The sequence below is a fragment of the Streptomyces sparsus genome (genome assembly GCF_054776295.1).
The window spans coordinates 1-16,461 of the sequence record NZ_BAAHCA010000038.1 but is presented as its reverse complement, the minus strand read 5'-3'; the positions used below and the strand labels follow the sequence as shown (position 1 = coordinate 16,461).

Here is a 16,461-nt window from a genome sequence, read left to right as displayed (position 1 = left end):
CGGGCCCGGCAGCCGCGGGCGCGGCGGGCACCACCGAGCGGCCGTTCCGGCGGGCTCTGCTGGCCAGCCTGCTCAACCCGAAGGCGATCCTCTTCTTCGTGTCGTTCTTCGTGCAGTTCGTCGACCCGGCCTATCCCTACCCGGCACTGTCCTTCGCCGCGCTCGGCGCCTGGGCCCAGCTGTTCAGCATCGTCTACCTGTCCGTGCTGATCTTCAGCGGCACCCGGCTGGCCGCCGCGTTCCGCCGGCGCCGCAAGCTCCAGGCGGGTGCGTCGGCCGCCGCGGGCACCGCCTTCCTCGGCTTCGCCGCCAAGCTCTCCCTCACCTCCGGCTGACCGGCCGCCCACTGAGGGCTCCACGGACCCGCAGCGGAAAACCCCTGTGCGCCGGCTCACCCAGCTCTGCGATCATCCCCGAATGGCGCACAGTCCCGAATCGCTGGTCATCCGGCACACCCACCGCGTTCCGTCCCCCGAGGGCTCCGCGGGGCAAGGAGCCGCCGCGGCACGGCAGTTCGACGCAGCGCTGACCTCCGTGGGCTTCAAGCTCTCGGCCGAGTTGCTGGAGCGGCTGTCAGGGTTGTCCGAGGACGCGGTCGTGCACACCGCGAGGCGCACGCTGCGCACCGTGGGCGAGATGGTGGGCGACCACGTCCGGCACAACGCGTACTTCATCGACTTCCCGGCGAACGTGCCGGACACCGAGGAGTTCTGGCTGCGGTGTGTGACGAGGGCACTCGGTGACGACACGTCACGCGAGAACGTGCTGAAGCAGCTGGCGCACGGGATGGTGGACCTGCTCAGCCTCCCCGCGTACGGCCGCTACCAGCACACCTACGAGGAGATGCTCGCCGCGCAGGACGAACTGATCACCACGGCGGGCGACCGGGTGACCGTCCTGCACCTCGGGCGGGACCTGGACGGCGAACTCACCGACCTGTACCTGGCCCTGGCGGGCAGCACCACACCGCTGGGTGAGGATCACCTGCTCGACCTCAAGACCCTCGCCGAGCGATGTGCGCTCGGCCCCCAGCCGCAGTCGATCCCCGTCCGGGAGAACCGGGCGGTCGTCAACGAGGCCCGCCTCGGCGTTGGAGCCGACCTCCTGCTGGACACCGTCACCGACGTGCTCCGGCTGGCCTGCGCGCTGTCGGGCGGCGACGTGACGCTCCGGGAACCGACCCGGTTCCGGGCGCTGTCGAGGCCGGTGCGCCGGGGGCTGCTCGCGGGCCTCGACGCGGTGGTCGCGGCGAACCCCGCGAAGCTCGCCGACGTGCACGCGTACCGGGAGCCCTTCAAGCGGCTCGGTGAGCGGCTCCATCCCCACGAGTACCCGCGCTGGCCGCACGCCGCCGACGTGTTCGCCGTCGCTCGGGGCGAGAAGGAGGCGCGGTCCTTCGACAGCCGCGCCGGGAAGCTGTTCGAGGACTTCGACGTCCCCGGTGCGGTGCGGCTGCTGAGGTCCGCCCCCGGCAAGCTGTTCCGCGCCCTGGACCTCCTGCTGCGTACCGCCGCCGACCAGGAGCAGCGGGACGCGGTGGTGGCCGCCGCGATCGAGGTCGCTCCCGAGGTCTCCGGCCGGGTCGTGCTCTCGGTCCGTGAGCACTTCCACAACCGGGAGCGGGAGACGGACCGACCCCGCATCTTCGTCAACCGCCGGGGCCGCGCCTGGGTGACCCCGGACGTCCGGCCTCCGGTACCGGCCGCCGACCGCGACCGGCTGACCGCCGCACTCGACGCCGAGATACGCCGCCGGCTCCCGGCACCGGACCGGTTGCTGCTCGACCCCGACGTGCTCGACGTCGCGCTCCCGCTCAGTGGCAGGGCGACCGCAGCCGGGTTCGGTGTGCTGCCTCGGGGTTCGGTCTCCGAGGTCGACGGCGAACTGCTGCGCTTCTTCGTGTACTGGAAGGAGAGGGAGAAGCTGACCGACTACGACCTGTCGGCCCTGCTTCTGCACAGCGACTACAGCACCGACTCCTGGCTCTCCTACACGGCCCTCACCGCGATCGGGGGCAAGCACTCGGGTGATGTCACCGAGGCGCCCGACGGGGCTTCGGAGTTCATCGACCTGTCCCTGGACCGGGTGCGCGGCACGTTCATCGTTCCGCAGGTCAACATCTACGCGGGCGAGAGCTTCGAGCAGGTCGAGGAGTCGTTCTTCGGGTTCATGCTGCGCGACGGCGAGCAGCGGGGCCGTCCGTTCGAGCCCCGCACGGTGCGGACGAAGTCGGAGCTGCGGGGCGCGGGTCGGGTGGCGCTGCCCCTGGTCTTCCGGCGCGGGTACGACGGCAAGTGGCGTGCGAAGTGGCTGCACCTGTACCTGAGGGGCATCTCGGCGGCGAACCGGGTCGAGGAGAACCAGGTGTCGGTGTCCAAGGTGGTGCGTGCCCTCGTGGAACGCGAGCAGTTGACGATGTGGTACCTGGTCGCTCTGATGTCCCGCGAGAATACGGCTGTTGACCTGTGGGACGGCGGGCCGGTCCCGGACGGGCCCGTGACGTACATCGGCCTCGAACGTCCCGAGGGCCTGCACCCGGAGTCCCGGATCATCACCCTCGAAAACCTGCGCGACGTGATCCCGGGTTGAGTGCTAGCGTTGCCCGCGGCGAGGCCATGAAGGGGCTTCCTTCTCATTCACTCCTAATGAACCCGAGTCCTTTCGCTCTCCTCGCCCCCGACTTCGGCTGAGAGGCGCCCCCGCGGCGCCTCTCAGCCTTTGTGTGCGGCGACGGCTCACGCCCCGAAGGTCGGCACGATCCGGACGTCCTTCCCACGTCAGGAGCGAAGGCCCTCCCGGCGTCATCCCACAACGCGCGTCCGGCAGGGTCAACTGGGCTTCTTCGAGTTGGTCACCGATCGGGTGATGGGCCGTGAAGCGCAACGAGCGAGGCCCCCGGGCTGTTGATCGAGATGTCTGACGTCTCCATCACGTTGCTCGGGGGCCTTGTTGGTCATCCATCCTGCCGCACTCGACCTGCGCATGCACTCGTGGAATGGGTCACCATGGTGATCGTCACTCGTGAGGGCGACCGGCAGCTGCAAGCTCTGTGCGTCTCAGCGGGCGATGGTGGCACTGGTGTACCTGCGCGAACACACCACTCTGGCGAAGATCGCCGCCGGGTTCGGGATCAGCGAGTCCACCGCCCACGCCTACACCAGCGCGGTCATCGACCTGCTCGCCGAACGTGCACCGGGCCTGCTGAAGACGCTGCGCGAGCACGAACCCGACTCGTCCTGCTCGACGGCCCCCTCGCCGAGTGCAGGCGCTGGCCGCAGCACGAGCGCCCGTCGAACGAGGTGTCGCGAGGCTGAAGTCCTGGCGGATCTTTCGCAGGTCCCGATGCAGCCCCAACCGCGTGACGCCAATCGTCGAGGCCATCCTCACGCTGGAGCGGCAACGGGTGGGGAGACTCAGTGGGCGGTGCGGGGCAGTACAGCGAGGGCTGTCCGGGCGATATCGGTCAGCGTCTCCTCGCTCGCTCCGGCCCTACCCAGCGCTTCAATGCCGCGCAGCACGGCGAGCACCAGAACAGCCAGCTTTCCCGGATCCGCGTCCGCGGCGATGTCGCCGCTGCGCTGACAGGCTGCGATGTCGTCCTCCAGTAGCGCCTGCAGTGCCTCAATGGCCGCGCGCGCCCGCTTGGCCACCGTCTCGTCGTGTTCGGCCAGCTCGGCGGCGCCCTTGGCCAACAGACATCCGCGGCGGGCGGCGTCTGCGGCAGTCGCCGCCGCCACCGCGTACACGTGGGCGGACAGCCGCGCGTAGGCGTCCGCGTCGGTGCCGCGCAACTGCCGGCTCGCAGCGTCGACGACGGAGGTGCAGTAGGCGTCGAACACGCGGTGGAACAGTTCCTGCTTTCCGCCGAACGCGCCGTACAGGCTGCCTTTGCCGAGCCCCGTTGCCTCGGCGATGTCTTCCATGCGCGTGGCGGCGTACCCACCCGACCAGAACCGCTCCCGGGCAGTGTCCAGTACCTGCTGCTCGTCGAACTTCCTAGGTCGTGCCATGGGGACAGCCTACCGGTTCTTGACTGGTTCGTCCATAACGGCTAGCGTTATGGACGAACCAGTCAAGAATTGAGGAGTGGGCGCGTGACGACCGAAGTACTCGCAGGCAAGGTCGCGGTGGTCACCGGAGCCAACAGCGGCATTGGGCTTGCCATCTCCAGGCGGTTCGCCGCGGAGGGGGCACGGGTGTTCCTGGCCGGTCGCCGTCAGGAGCCGCTCGACGCGGCGGTCGCTGAGATCGGGCCAGCGGCCACCGGCGTGAGGACCGATGTTTCGGTACAGACGGACCTCGATGACCTCTACTCGGTCGTGCGCGAGGAGGCGGGCCGCATCGACGTGCTTGTCGCCAACGCCGGCAGCGCTGTCCCTCAGCGCCTCGGTGAGATCACAGAGGAAGCCATCGACGCCACCTTCGGTACGAACGTGAAGGGCACGATCTTCACCGTGCAGAAGGCGCTGCCCCTGCTGTCGGACGGCGCCTCAATCGTAGTGACGGGGTCGACCAATGCGCTCTCCCCCGGAACGAGCCTGGCAACTTACGGCGCATCGAAGGCAGCAGTACGCGACCTGGTGCGCAGCTGGGCGCTCAGCGCGCAGGAACGGAAGTTCCGGGTGAACGTGCTGAGCCCCGGCCCGACCGAGACCCCGGGCCTGGTCGGCGTCGTGGGCCCGGACCACCAGCTCGCCTCGGAGGTGCCGCTCGGCAGGATCGGCCGACCGGACGAGATCGCCGCCGTGGCGACGTTCCTGGCCTCGGACGCCTCCAGCTTCGTCAACGGCGCCGAATGGTTCGTCGACGGAGGCCTGGCGCAGGTCTGACCGCGTCCCTCATGCCAGCGCGAGAGCCCACCACAACACACCACGTACCAGGAGGAAAAGTGAACGCCGACAGCGATATTCAGAAGCGTCGCGAAGAGATTGCCATCAACTACTTCCGCATGGTGGACGCCGGCAACCCTGCGGTCATCGACGTCTTCACGGAAGATGCTCACATGTTTTACCCGAAGTTCGGCATCGCGAGGGGGAAGGCGCAGATCGGAGCGTTCGCTCAGGGCCTCGGCCGGGGAATCGCGTCGCTCAAGCACGAGATCGAGGGCTTCACCGTGTTGACGTCAGGGAACCACGTGATCGTCGAGGGCGTGGAAAGGGGAACAACGACGTCAGGCGTGGACTTCCCTGACGGCGTTTCCTCCTTCGGGCTGTTCTGCAATGTGTTCGAGTTCGAGGGTGCACTCATCAAGAGGGTTCACATCTACGTGGACCCGGACTTCGCCAACACGCACGTTGAGGGTGTGACTTGGGGCAGGTCGGTGCAGGACAGCATCGCCAGCATGTAGTCGACAGCCTGCACCGTGGCGCGCACCACAGGTACGGGGGCCGCGTGGCGACGAGGTCGCAGGGCTCAATCTTGTCGCCTCGGCTCCCGCCTCGGGTCCTGGCAGTTCTTCCGCCACGCCCGCTGCAGCCCGAACCTCATGACGTCAATCGCCAAGCCATACTCACCCTGGAGCGGCACCGCTGACGAAGCTCAATGCGTCGCGAAGGGGTTGGGCGTGCCCTCCGGCAGGACGGTGACGTCCCGCTCGCCCTCCCCCGCCATGACGTAGGCGCCGCTCTCCAGCCGCTCGATCAGGCCGCGGGTCCATTCCATGCCGCTGTCCGCGGTGTGCACCCACAGCTGCATGATCTCGCCGATGTGCCCCCACTGCTCGGGGGTGGACTCGGGCGGCGACCAGTGCGAGCGGACTTCCGTCCGCCAGTCCTCCAGCGCCGCGAGCCGCTCCCTGAGCAGGGTGATGGCCTCCGCGCGCGGCAGGTCGACGAGGAAGCCGACACCCGACGTCAGCATGTCCGGCTTCTCGTCGACGGCGGTCAGTGCGTGCCGCAGCAGTGCGCCGAACTCCCGCTCACCGTCCTCGGTCAGCTCGTACTCGGTCCGTGGCGGGCCGCCCGCGGTGCTGGGGGCGACGTCGTGGGCCCGCAGCAGTCCCTGCTTCGCCAGTTGTTTGAGGGCGTGGTAGATCGATCCGGGCTTGGCCGTGGACCACTCGTGGGCGCCCCAGAACTCCAGGTCGTTGCGGACCATGTAGCCGTGCGCGCGGCCGTGCTGGCGGACCGCTCCCAGCACCAGCAGCCGGATCGCTGACATCGACCTTCTCTCCGCTCCCCGCATCACCCGCGTCGTCCGTGCCCCTGCGCCGCCCGTCCCGCCCGCGCCGTCGGCTTCGTCCCGTGGCACAGCGTAGACGCTGCCGGGGCGGCAGTGCCGGGGCCCGGCGGGTGGCCGCACGGAGCGGGCTGGCGGGCGCGCCCCGGCGAGCGGGGCCCGCACCGGTCGGCTGACCCGTGACGGGAGACATCACCTGGGATGAACGGTGAACAGGGGATTGATGGCTGGAATCATGGCCATAAAGCGACTACTCCCCTTGTGTCCGGTCCGCCAGAATCACGGCCTGCCGTCCACCGTCGGGCGGCCGGGGGAACGGGGGCTCCACCATGGAGAGAGCAGAGGCCAAGCAGGCCGTCACCGACCTGGCGGCGGCACAGCCGTCGTTCACCGCGGCGGACGTGGCGCGGGCACACACCCTCATCGACGATCCGGACAGCCTCAACCAGTACTTCTTCGGCACCTGCGGGATGGCCGCCATCGTGCGCAGCTTCCTCCAGCACGACCGGGCCCGGTTCGTGCAGCTGCTGCGGGCCGTCCACGGGGGAGCGGACTTCAACGGGATCACCACCGGTCCCGGCGTGCTCCTGGGTGGGCGCCTGAAGCAGCGCGACGCGAAGTCCGTGCAGCCGATGGGAGAGTTGTACGAGGCCACGTTCGACCTGGACTTCGTGCTGTCGCGGAGTCTCGGCAAGCTGCTGAAGATCCGCTCGCCGCACATGTACGCGGCCCAGGTGCTGTTCTCGGAGGAGATCGCCCGGCTGTTCAACGCGAAGGAACCCTTCCTGGACGCCTTCACGCTCGGCCCCGAGCACATTCCCGCCCTGGACGCGGGCCGGCTCGACGACGACCTCCGCTTCGAGCTGGGGATCAAGGACTGGCGGCTGGGGCAGGTCGCCGGATTCACCGTCGACCTGCCCACCACGAGCATCAAGACGCTGACCGCCGGCGACCACTGGGTGCTCAGCTTCGTCGCCGGCGGCCGTGAACGGGCGCTACGGGTCCTGCGGACCGCCGCCGGGCCGTTGCAGGTGGCCGTCGACGTGCGCGGCAGCGAGTCGGCCTTCCGCGACCAGGGTGATCTCGGGCTCGACTCCGACGGGACCAGAACGCTCATGCTGCACGTCGCAGGCGCGCCCACCTGCACCGTCACGCGCGTCGACGCCTCCTCGCCGCAGACAGCGGTCGACGCGGTGAACGCCCAGCTGGCGGGCACCAAGCCGTACGTCTACGCGTTCATCCGCAGCTTCGACGACTGGACACGGGCGAACGACGACCCCTCGAAGCGCACCTTCTCCGACCCGCCGACCCCGCCGGCTGCCATCTGGGGTCGGTCGGAGCCCGAGGGCGAGCACATCCTCGCCGTGAACGGCACCATCAGGAGGGAAGCCGACTTCTACGTCCTGCCGGTGTGGACGTGGAAGAACACGTTCGAGGTACGCGTCCCCGTGGCTCACCTGGCCGGCTACGTGCCGATCCTGGTGCACGGCCGAATCGGCGACTGAGGGCTGTCCGGACGCTTGCACGGGCGCGTGTACGAAGCGCTTACGCGGGGGCCTCACGGGATCGCCCGGACACCCCGGTGTCCTCCGAACGCCGCCGTGCCCCCGGTCACGGCCAGGGCGTCCCGCCGTGACCGGGGGCTTCGCCTGCGCGCTCCGAGCCCCTCCTTCGGGCCACTCGTCGGCACGTATCGGACGGACGGCGTCGCGCGGGACCTGGCTCGTGCGGCCGCACCCCACTGAGATGTCATGGTGGGGACACCACGACATCTCAGCAGACCACCACGCTGTGCCGACGCACGCGCACGTTCACTCCCCGGCCCGGGGGACGCCGGGCAGGCCCTGGGACCAACGGCCAGGGGCTCCGAGGGAACTCGCCGGGGGCGAGGGGCGAAGGAGAGATGAAAGCCCAAGCCTTCGAAGCGTTCCCCAGGACGAGAGGAGCCCCGATGACCGTCCGCACGGGGGCGGAGAGCGATGCCTCGGTAATCAGGCGGTCCCAGGACGAGCCCGAGGCGTTCGCCGTGCTCTTCGACCGGCACGCGGATGCGGTACACCGCTATCTGGCCCGTAGGCTCGGCGGCGAGCCGGCCGACGACCTCATGGCGGAGACCTTCACCACCGCTTTCCAGCAGCGGCACCGGTACGACCCCGCGCGGGCCACGGGCGACGGCGTCCGGCCCTGGCTGTTCGGCATAGCGACCAACATGGTCGGCCGGCACCGGCGGGCCGAGGCCCGCCGGTTCAAGGCCCTGGCCCGCGTCCCGGCTCCCGCCGACCACGAGGAGCCGCTGGCCGACCGGGCTGCGGCCCGGGTGGGGGCACAGGCCGTACGCCGTGAGCTGGCGGCGGCACTGCCCGCACTGCCCGCGCGGCAGCGGGATGTGCTGCTGCTGATGGCCGGCGGCGGTCTCGGCTACGAGGAGGTGGCCCAGGCCCTCGGTGTTCCCATCGGCACGGTCAGGTCACGGCTGCACCGGGCTCGCAGCAAGCTGCGCGAAGCATTGGGCGGATCCGATCCGACGACACTGCGAGAGGTGTCCGGCCATGACTGACGAACTCGAACTCCTGCGGGACTGGGACGCCGACGCGTCCCCGCTCACCGAACCGGCCCGGGCACAGGCCCGGCACCGACTGCTCAACACGATCGCGCGCACGGAACGGCACCCCGGCACCGGGCCCGGCCGACGCCGGGCGCTGCGCCTCGCGACGGCCGGCGTGGTCGCCATGGTGCTCGCGGGGACAGCGGTGCTGATCACCACCGAGGGCGTAGGCACGGGCCGCGCGGGCACGGTCGCCCCGCAGATGCGCAACGCCGCCGCTGCGAAGGTGCTGAAAGCGGCGGCGGCGTACGCGGGTGATCAGGAGACGCCCGCAGCGCCGCGCGGCGACCAGTTCATCTACTCGAAGCGGGTCATCAAGGAGACGGACCGGAAGACCGGCAAGGTCAGGACCTTCGTGGACGTGAACTGGGACTCGGTGGACGGCTCCAAGCGCTCCCTGACCATGGAGCGCGGCAACGTGATCTGGGAGGAGCCCATGAGGGACGGCGGCTCCGTGTGGCCTCCCCGGGAGTGGAGCAGGCTCAAGAAACTCCCGACCGATCCGAAGAAGCTCGTTCCGGCCATCATCTCCGCCGGCGGCACGGCCGACCGGTCGATCGACGGCATCTCCGGCTTCGACTGGTTCCGCGCCTACTTCCTGCTCGGCGAGCTTCTGAAGCAGCCCGTGCTGCCTCCGGGGATGCGTCCCGCCGCGTACGAAGCACTGGCCCTGGTGCCCGAGGTCAAGGCGATTCCGGGGGTGAAGGACTCCGCCGGGCGCACCGGAGTGGGGATCGCCTACACCGGAGAGGGGTCCCAGAAGGGCAGCTACCTCATCTTCGATGCGGAATCGCACGAGTTCCTGGGCTTCCGCAGTGAGGGGTCCACGGCTTCCGGCAGGACGTACGTCCAGCTGTCGCACACGGTGGAGTGGGCGATCGTCGACCGCCTGAGGCAGCGCCCCTAGGGTCTGTCGTCAAATGTCACGCCCGCATCAGGAGTGAGGCGAGGGTGACGGCCGCTTCGTCGGAACGCTCGGGGATTGTGTGCGGTATGCCCGACGGCGGAGCCAGGCCCGGATCGCCTTTGAGTGCTAGCCCTTGTCGCTCAGGATGTGATCAGGCCGGGTGAGGGGCCGTCCCGGTCCGGTCCGGGGCACCCGGACCCGTTCCATCACGGTGGTGAACCGGGTGCAGTCGTTGGAGTTGCCGCCCGTGACGACGAAAGCGAGAGGGCCTTGCCGGGGGGCGGAGCCGAGATCCACCGGCCCGCGGTCTCACTCTCCTTCTGGGCCGCACCTCCGCCAATGCCTCGCTCCTCGCCTGTCGTCGCCTGCTGTGCAAGCCCGTCGTCCCCGAAATCCTCGGCCTCGTCGCCAGCTGGCTGGTTGCGCCCCCGCCTGACCGGGTCTCGGTGAGTGGTGTCGATCGCCCGAGCGATGACCTACGTCCAGCTACAAACCGCGCCTATAAATCGGGTGTATATACTCTGTGTATAGTCGGGGCATGGCTGCTACCGATTCGATCGTTTCACCCCGCCTGCGCTCGAAGAACACCCCGGGCGCGGCTGTTCTATGCCTCGGGGCAGGGCTCGTCGGGGGCATCCTGACGAACCTGGCGCAGGGCTGGCTGCCCGGGGCGTGGAACAACTTGGCGAACTCCGGTGCGGTGTGGACAGTGTTCGCGTTTGCCGCGGGCGCCTCCCTCGCACACCGCACCGACGGCCATCGCCTTCCGGCGGCAGCCGGAGCCCTGGCGGAGATCGGCCTCGTCGTCGGCTACTACGGGTACGCCGAGTTCGGGCGGGGCGGAATGGGCTCGCTCACATTTCCACTGCTCTGGCTCGCGATGGCGTGCGTCGCGGGACCGCTGTTCGGCGTCGCGGGCGCGTGGTCGAGACGCGGTACTCGACCCTGGCTGCGCTACGTGGCGCTCGGCGCACTCGGCGGCCTTTTCGGCAGTGAAGGCCTCCACTACTGGCTCGGCCTGGGGTACCTGCCGCAGGCGGTGGTCTGCGGTGCTCTCGCCTGCGGTCTTCCGCTGCTGTTGGGGCGGACCTGGAAGGAACGCGGTCTGAGCCTCGCTGTGGCGATCCCCGCGTCCTTCGTCACCTATCAGATCCTCTATGGCCTCCTGGACGCGGTGTCCGGCTGAGTGGGCCCGCCGGGCAGGGGCACGGCTGTCAGCGACGGCCACTAGGCTTGTCATGCAATATCAGGCCCACGTCAGGAGTGAGGCGAGGGTGACGGCCGCTTCGTAGGACTGGGCGGTCTTGTCGTAGCGGGTGGCGATGCCGCGCCACTGCTTTAGGCTGGACCGGCCGAGGGCCGGGTCGCGGAGCCCCGGGCCCCCGCCGCATGCTGGTGGGCCCGGACGATCATGGAATCGACCGACACCAGCCACTCGATGTCGCCCGCCGCATCCGCCTTCGCCTGCGCGGCCCGCAGCATCCGGTCGAACGTCCCGTCCGCCGCCCACCTGCGAAATCGCGTATGCAGCGTGGCCCACGAACCGTAGCGGTCGGGCACATCCCGCCAGGCCGTCCCGGTCCGGAACTTCCACACGATCCCGTTCAGAACCCTGCGGTCATCCAGCCGTTTCCGCCCCCGCAACGACACGCGCAGCAGCGGCCGGACGAACTCCCACTCAGCATCCGACAGTTCATGACGACGTATCACGACGCCATGACCCACCACCTATGACACTTGACGACGCGGCCTTGCCCGCGGGCTCACGGCGACGCGTCACCGCCACGCCATGAGCCGCCCGGCGGGCTCCAACCGACGGCCGGTCCTAGCCGGCGACGGGCGCCCGGTCCGCGTCGCCGGCCGCGTGCTCGTCGGCGACCAGGTCGAAGGCGCCCTTGCCGTCGATGGACTCCCGGATGACGTCCGCGTGCCCGGCGTGCCGGGCGGCCTCCTCGATGAGGTGCAGCAGGCCCCACCGCCAGGTGCGCGGGCCGCCCGGCTCCCAGGGCGCGTCCGGCAGCACGAACAGCTCGTCCATCGAGGGCAGCGCCCGTACAGCCGCCTCGGTCTCCGCGGCCACTTCCTCGTACCGGGCGAGCACCGACGCCACGGACTCCTCGTCGGTCAGCCAGAAGCTGTCCTCCCACCCCCTGATCGTCGCCGGGTCGTGGTAGTCCAGCGGCTCACCGCGCATGGTGCGGATCCAGCCGCGCTCGCCCTCCATCACGTGCTTGACCACTCCGGCCACCGACAGCGCGCTGGCGCTGGGCACCCGGCGCGCCTGCTCCTCGGTGAGCCCGAGCAGTGCCCGCCGCAGTCCGCCCCGCTGGGCGTCCAGGTAGCCCAGCAGCGCGCTCCGCTCGTCACCGTGGGCCTCGGGGGAAACAGAAGTCGGCACAGTCATCACACCTCTCGCAGGGTTCGGGAGCCGCTGCCTTCCGGCCCCCTTCGCTGCACACGACACTACGAACCGTTGCGGACAGCTACGGTCCTCAATCAGCCCTGCGTCCCTCTTCCGGGCCGGCCGCCTTCCGAGCCGATGTGCTCGCCGATCCCGACGCGCTGGCTGAGCCCGGCGTTGCTTCCCGAGCCGGTGGGTCCCGCTCATGAGAACGACCTGCCCGTCCCCTCCGTCCGCCGGGACGAGCCGGCAGGCGGAGGGGGCGGGCAGGTCGGGCGTCGGGTCTCGGGGATCGGGTCTCGGGTCTCGGTGATCGGGGCCGGGTCGAGCCGATCAGAACGGGAAGCCGCTGCGGCCGTGCTGGATCGAGATCCACTTGGTGGTGGTGAACGCGTGCACGAAGTGGTCGCCGTTGAGGCGGCCCAGGCCGGAGTGCTTCTCGCCGCCGAACGGCACGATGGGCTCGTCGGAGACCGTCGAGTCGTTGACGTGGATCATGCCGCTCTCGATGCGGTGTGCGACGGCCACGCCCCGGTCGACGTCGGCGGTGTGCACGGCGCCGCTGAGGCCGTAGGGGGTGTCGTTGGCGACGCGGACCGCCTCGTCCTCGCCGTCCACGGGGATGATCAGCGCGACGGGGCCGAAGATCTCCTCGCGCAGCGCGGCGGAGTCGGCGGGCAGGTCCGTCAGCACGGTCGGCGAGACGACGTTGCCGTCCGCCTCACCGCGCAGCAGCGCGGTGGCGCCGCTCGCGACGCACTGCTCGACCAGCGAGGTGATCCGCTCGACCTGGTTGGAGTTGATCAGCGGGCCGATCACCGTGGACGGGTCGGCGGGGTCGCCGACCTTCAGCGTGGAGACCTTCGCGACGAACTTCTCGGTGAACTCCTGCTGCACGCTGCGGTCGACGATGACGCGGTTGGCCGCCATGCAGACCTGGCCCTGGTGGACGTACCGGCTGAACACGGCCGCGTCCACGGCGTAGTCGATGTCGGCGTCGTCCAGCACGATCAGCGCGCTGTTGCCGCCGAGTTCGAGCACGGCGTGCTTGAAGTTGGCTGCGGCGACGGTGGCGACGTGCCGGCCGACCTTGTCGGAGCCGGTGAAGGAGATCACCTTCGGCACCGGGTGCTCGATCAGCGCGTCACCGATCTCGGCGATGTCGGTGATCACCACGTTGAGCAGGCCCTTGGGCAGTCCCGCCTGCTCCAGGATGCTGGCGACGAGCGAGCCGCCGCAGATCGGGGTGTTCTGGTGCGGCTTGAGCACCACCGCGTTACCCAGGGCCAGTGCCGGGGCGACCGACTTCAGCGACAGCAGGAAGGGGAAGTTGAACGGCGAGATGACCCCGACCACACCGACGGGCACCTGGTAGAGGCGGTTCTCCTTGCCGTCCACCGGCGACGGGATGATCTTGCCGGTGGCGCGCAGCGCCAACTGCACCGACTCGCGCAGGAACTCCTTGGCCAGGTGCAGCTCGAAGGCGGCCTTCAGCCGGGTGCCGCCCAGTTCGGCGACGATGGCGTCCGCTATCTCCTGCTCGCGCTCCTCGACGATCCGCAGCGCCCGCTCGAACACCAGCCGGCGGCTGTAGGGATTGGTGGCCGCCCACGCGGGCTGGTGGCGCTCGGCCGCCCGGTACGCCTGGTCAACCTCGTCCGCGGTGGCCACCGTGATCGAGCACAGCTTCTCGCCGTCGTACGGGTTGAAGTCGATGATGTCCCACGAGCCCGACCCGGGCCGCCATTCACCGTCGATGTATTGAAGCGCCAGGTCCGCGAAGTGGGGCATGCCAATCCTTCTTAGCTGAGGAGGACTCGTGATGGCACGTCATGCTACTTGCGTTCTAGGCGAGTTGGCGGACTCTGCGCAAATGGTCACGGGTCTGCGACGGGTTCAGGCTGTTGCTGATCAGCCGGTCCATGACCCCCGAGTACTCCGCGACCTCCTCCGCCTTGTCCAGGTACAGCGAACCGGTGAGCTGCTCCAGGTAGACGACGTCGGGGATCTCCGGCTCGGGAAAGCGCAACATGGTGAAGGCGCCGCTCTCGGCGGGGTGCCCGCCCAGTGCGAACGGCACCACCTGCAACGTGATGTTGGGCCGCTCGGACAGCTGCGCCAGGTGCTCCAGCTGTTCCTCCATGATCTCCTCGCTGCCGAACGGCCGCCGCAGCGCGGCCTCGTCCAGTACGCACCGCAGCTGCGGGGCGTTCTCCTGGAACAGCAGCTTCTGGCGTTCCATGCGCAGCGCCACCCGCCGGTCGATCTCGTCCCCGGGCATGCGGCGGTGGCCGCTGGCGACCACCGCGTGGGCGTACGCCTCGGTCTGGAGCAGGCCGTGCACGAACTGCACCTCGTAGGTGTCGATCCGCGAGGCGGCGCCCTCCAGGCCGACGTAGGTCTGGAACCAGGACGGCAGTACGTCCCCGTAGCTGTGCCACCAGCCGGCGATGCTCGACTCCCGTGCCAGATTCAGCAGCGGTTCTCGTTCCGCTTCGTCGGTGACGCCGTACAGCGTCAGTAGGTCCGCGACGTCCCGCGGCTTGAAGCTCACCCGTCCCAGCTCCATCCGACTGATCTTCGACTCGGACGCGCGGATCGAGTATCCGGCCGCTTCCCTGGTCACTTCGCGAGACTCTCGCAGGCGCCGCAGTTGGGAGCCGAGGAGAATTCGCCGCACCATCGACCCGCTTGAACCGCTTGCCCCATTCGCTCCGCCTGTCACCGGAATTGCCCCTTTTTCGATCAGACACCCGCCCCTGATGGGGCAGCAGTCTGCCATCAATACGCTCCGTTGAGTGCCCATCCGGTTACACACGATCGAAAGTTACAGATGCACGTGCATCTGCCCTTGCATCCGTTGTTCGCATTGGGAACCATGGGGGCAGCCCAAGTGCACGCGGTGTCAACGTGTTTGGGTCCCGAGGCCATCGGGTGAGCACCGCCGTCCGGTCCGCCACGGACCTCCACTGCCATCACAGCCAGGGGGAACCTCACTATGGGGACCGAAGGAACCACAGTGCTCGAGCCGTTATGGCAGGGACTCCCCCCGCTCGACCCCGGAGCACTTTCCGGTTCCGCTTCGAGCGCGCTGCCGCCGCGGTTCGAGGCGGTGCAGAGCGCTCGGGACTTCACCCGGACCACGTTGAGCGAGTGGGAGCTGTCGGATCACTGCGACGGTGTCACCCTGGTCGTCTCCGAGCTGGTGACCAACGCCCTGCGGCACGGCCTGCCCACCTGTGCGTCCCCGTACAGCGACGCGCCGGTCCGGCTGCACCTGATGCGCTGGGCGTCCCGGCTCGTCTGCGCGGTCCGTGACCCCAGCCGCACACCGCCCATCTCGGCACTGGACGACGCCGACCCGTTCGCGGCCCTCGCGGACTTCGCCGACGTCAACGCGGAGTCCGGGCGCGGCCTGTTCCTCGTCGAGTCCTTCAGTGACAGCTGGGGTTGGCAACCGCTCAGCGGCCCCCAGCCGGGCAAGGTGGTCTGGGCGCTGTTCCGAGTGGGACCGCCCGCCTCGACCTGACCGAACCCGCACCACTCCACCGCCACCAGAGGGCGCCCGCCACCCCGGGCGCCCTTCGGCATGCCCCGGCCGCTCCCACCCGCAGGGGCGCCCCGCGGACTCCCGACGCGCACCTCCCTGGACATGTGTCTATAGTTACTGGACATGCGTCCATCACATCGTCATGGTGGCACGCCCCGCACCCGAGGAGCGCCCGCAGGTGAACATCGTCGCGAACGTCCTGGTCTTCCTGGTGGCAGCGTTCCACCTCTACGTGCTGGTCCTGGAGATGTTCCTCTGGCAGCACAAGCAGGGCCGGGCCCTGTCCGGGTTCGACGCGGAGATGGCTCGCGCCACCGCACCACTGGCGGCGAACCAGGGCCTCTACAACGGCTTTCTCGCCGCCGGCCTGCTCTGGGGGCTGGTGGCGGCCGACCCGGTCGGCTTGCACTTCACGGTCTTCTTCCTGTCGTGCGTGGTCGTCGCCGGCTGCTACGGCGCGGCCACCGCGAACAAGCGCATCCTCTTCGTCCAGGCCGTACCGGGCGCCGTCGCCCTCGCCGCCGTTCTGCTCGCCGCATGAGCGTGCCGACCGGCGGCCGGGGAGAAGCGGGCGACGCCCGTGCTGTGCGGACCAGGGCCCGGCTGCGGCAGGCACTGCTCGACGAGTGCGCCGAGCGCCCGCTGGAGAAGGTGACGGTCGCCGGCCTGGTACGCAGGGCCGGACTCGGCCGGGCCACCTTCTACGTGCACTACCCGGACCTCCGGGCGCTCGCGACGGACGCCTGCGCCGAGGTGGTGCGCGACGCGGTGGACGCCCTGCACGCCTGGCGCGGCGCCCCGGACCCGGAGTCGCCGCCGCC

16 protein-coding genes and 3 pseudogenes are annotated in these 16,461 nt (G+C 69.6%); 13 read left to right on the top strand and 6 right to left on the bottom strand.

What is annotated here, in order from left to right:
• The 3 genes and pseudogenes from ACYVE9_RS04825 to ACYVE9_RS04815 all read left to right on the top strand — a co-directional run.
• Window positions 1-335 (top strand): LysE family transporter (locus ACYVE9_RS04825; protein WP_461026440.1); only part of this gene is annotated, 335 nt, incomplete at its 5' end.
• Window positions 336-417: 82 nt separating this feature from the next.
• The gene (locus ACYVE9_RS04820) at window positions 418-2,589 is read left to right on the top strand and encodes a TerD family protein (RefSeq protein ID WP_461026439.1); all 2,172 of its coding nucleotides are present in this window, start codon (window positions 418-420) and stop codon (window positions 2,587-2,589) included.
• Window positions 2,590-2,949: 360 nt separating this feature from the next.
• A pseudogene (locus ACYVE9_RS04815) lies at window positions 2,950-3,403 on the top strand (helix-turn-helix domain-containing protein); the annotation flags it as partial.
• A 10-nt stretch (window positions 3,404-3,413) separates the two neighbouring features.
• On the opposite strand, the gene ACYVE9_RS04810 reads toward ACYVE9_RS04815, so the two are convergent.
• The gene (locus ACYVE9_RS04810) at window positions 3,414-4,010 is read right to left on the bottom strand and encodes a TetR/AcrR family transcriptional regulator (protein ID WP_461026438.1); all 597 of its coding nucleotides are present in this window, start codon (window positions 4,008-4,010) and stop codon (window positions 3,414-3,416) included.
• An 84-nt stretch (window positions 4,011-4,094) separates the two neighbouring features.
• Here ACYVE9_RS04810 and ACYVE9_RS04805 point away from each other — a divergent pair, with 84 nt between their 5' ends.
• The 3 genes and pseudogenes from ACYVE9_RS04805 to ACYVE9_RS04795 all read left to right on the top strand — a co-directional run.
• A complete protein-coding gene (locus tag ACYVE9_RS04805) occupies window positions 4,095-4,829 on the top strand; it encodes an SDR family NAD(P)-dependent oxidoreductase (RefSeq protein WP_461026437.1) in 735 nt (244 codons plus the stop codon).
• A gap of 59 nt (window positions 4,830-4,888) precedes the next feature.
• Window positions 4,889-5,347 (top strand): nuclear transport factor 2 family protein, encoded by a 459-nt coding sequence (locus ACYVE9_RS04800; RefSeq protein ID WP_461026436.1) that lies wholly within the window; start codon window positions 4,889-4,891, stop codon window positions 5,345-5,347.
• Between the two features lie 84 nt (window positions 5,348-5,431).
• Window positions 5,432-5,532 (top strand): annotated as a pseudogene (locus ACYVE9_RS04795) (IS5/IS1182 family transposase); the annotation flags it as partial.
• 6 nt (window positions 5,533-5,538) lie between these two features.
• Here the strand turns inward: ACYVE9_RS04795 and ACYVE9_RS04790 are convergent.
• Window positions 5,539-6,159 (bottom strand): PadR family transcriptional regulator, encoded by a 621-nt coding sequence (locus ACYVE9_RS04790; RefSeq protein ID WP_461026435.1) that lies wholly within the window; start codon window positions 6,157-6,159, stop codon window positions 5,539-5,541.
• Between the two features lie 347 nt (window positions 6,160-6,506).
• Between ACYVE9_RS04790 and ACYVE9_RS04785 the strand changes: the two genes are divergently transcribed.
• From ACYVE9_RS04785 to ACYVE9_RS04770, 4 genes are all read left to right on the top strand, one after another.
• A complete protein-coding gene (locus ACYVE9_RS04785) occupies window positions 6,507-7,682 on the top strand; it encodes a hypothetical protein (RefSeq protein WP_461026434.1) in 1,176 nt (391 codons plus the stop codon).
• A gap of 446 nt (window positions 7,683-8,128) precedes the next feature.
• Window positions 8,129-8,734 (top strand): RNA polymerase sigma factor, encoded by a 606-nt coding sequence (locus ACYVE9_RS04780; RefSeq protein ID WP_461026433.1) that lies wholly within the window; start codon window positions 8,129-8,131, stop codon window positions 8,732-8,734.
• Window positions 8,727-9,689, top strand: coding sequence for a CU044_5270 family protein (locus ACYVE9_RS04775; RefSeq protein ID WP_461026432.1), 963 nt, complete (start codon window positions 8,727-8,729; stop codon window positions 9,687-9,689). Before ACYVE9_RS04780 ends, ACYVE9_RS04775 begins: the two co-directional genes overlap by 8 nt.
• Before the next feature lie 538 nt (window positions 9,690-10,227).
• Window positions 10,228-10,875: a DUF6518 family protein gene (locus ACYVE9_RS04770; RefSeq protein ID WP_461026431.1), complete on the top strand. Its 648-nt coding sequence runs from the start codon at window positions 10,228-10,230 to the stop codon at window positions 10,873-10,875.
• A gap of 60 nt (window positions 10,876-10,935) precedes the next feature.
• On the opposite strand, the pseudogene ACYVE9_RS04765 reads toward ACYVE9_RS04770, so the two are convergent.
• The 4 genes and pseudogenes from ACYVE9_RS04765 to ACYVE9_RS04750 form a co-directional block, all read right to left on the bottom strand.
• Window positions 10,936-11,399, bottom strand: a pseudogene (locus tag ACYVE9_RS04765) (IS5 family transposase).
• Between the two features lie 115 nt (window positions 11,400-11,514).
• A complete protein-coding gene (locus ACYVE9_RS04760; protein WP_461026430.1) occupies window positions 11,515-12,093 on the bottom strand; it encodes a DinB family protein in 579 nt (192 codons plus the stop codon).
• A gap of 330 nt (window positions 12,094-12,423) precedes the next feature.
• On the bottom strand, window positions 12,424-13,881 hold the full coding sequence (locus tag ACYVE9_RS04755) for an aldehyde dehydrogenase family protein (protein WP_461026429.1): 1,458 nt from the start codon (window positions 13,879-13,881) through the stop codon (window positions 12,424-12,426).
• Between the two features lie 55 nt (window positions 13,882-13,936).
• Window positions 13,937-14,773: a helix-turn-helix domain-containing protein gene (locus ACYVE9_RS04750; protein WP_461026428.1), complete on the bottom strand. Its 837-nt coding sequence runs from the start codon at window positions 14,771-14,773 to the stop codon at window positions 13,937-13,939.
• A gap of 315 nt (window positions 14,774-15,088) precedes the next feature.
• On the opposite strand from ACYVE9_RS04750, the gene ACYVE9_RS04745 reads away from it, so the two are divergent.
• The 3 genes from ACYVE9_RS04745 to ACYVE9_RS04735 all read left to right on the top strand — a co-directional run.
• Window positions 15,089-15,619 (top strand): ATP-binding protein, encoded by a 531-nt coding sequence (locus tag ACYVE9_RS04745; protein ID WP_461026427.1) that lies wholly within the window; start codon window positions 15,089-15,091, stop codon window positions 15,617-15,619.
• A gap of 199 nt (window positions 15,620-15,818) precedes the next feature.
• Entirely contained in the window at window positions 15,819-16,181 is a 363-nt protein-coding gene (locus ACYVE9_RS04740; RefSeq protein ID WP_461026441.1) for a DUF1304 domain-containing protein, read from the top strand.
• On the top strand, window positions 16,178-16,461 hold a 284-nt coding region (locus tag ACYVE9_RS04735), incomplete at its 3' end, for a TetR/AcrR family transcriptional regulator (protein ID WP_461026426.1). The genes ACYVE9_RS04740 and ACYVE9_RS04735, both read left to right, overlap by 4 nt.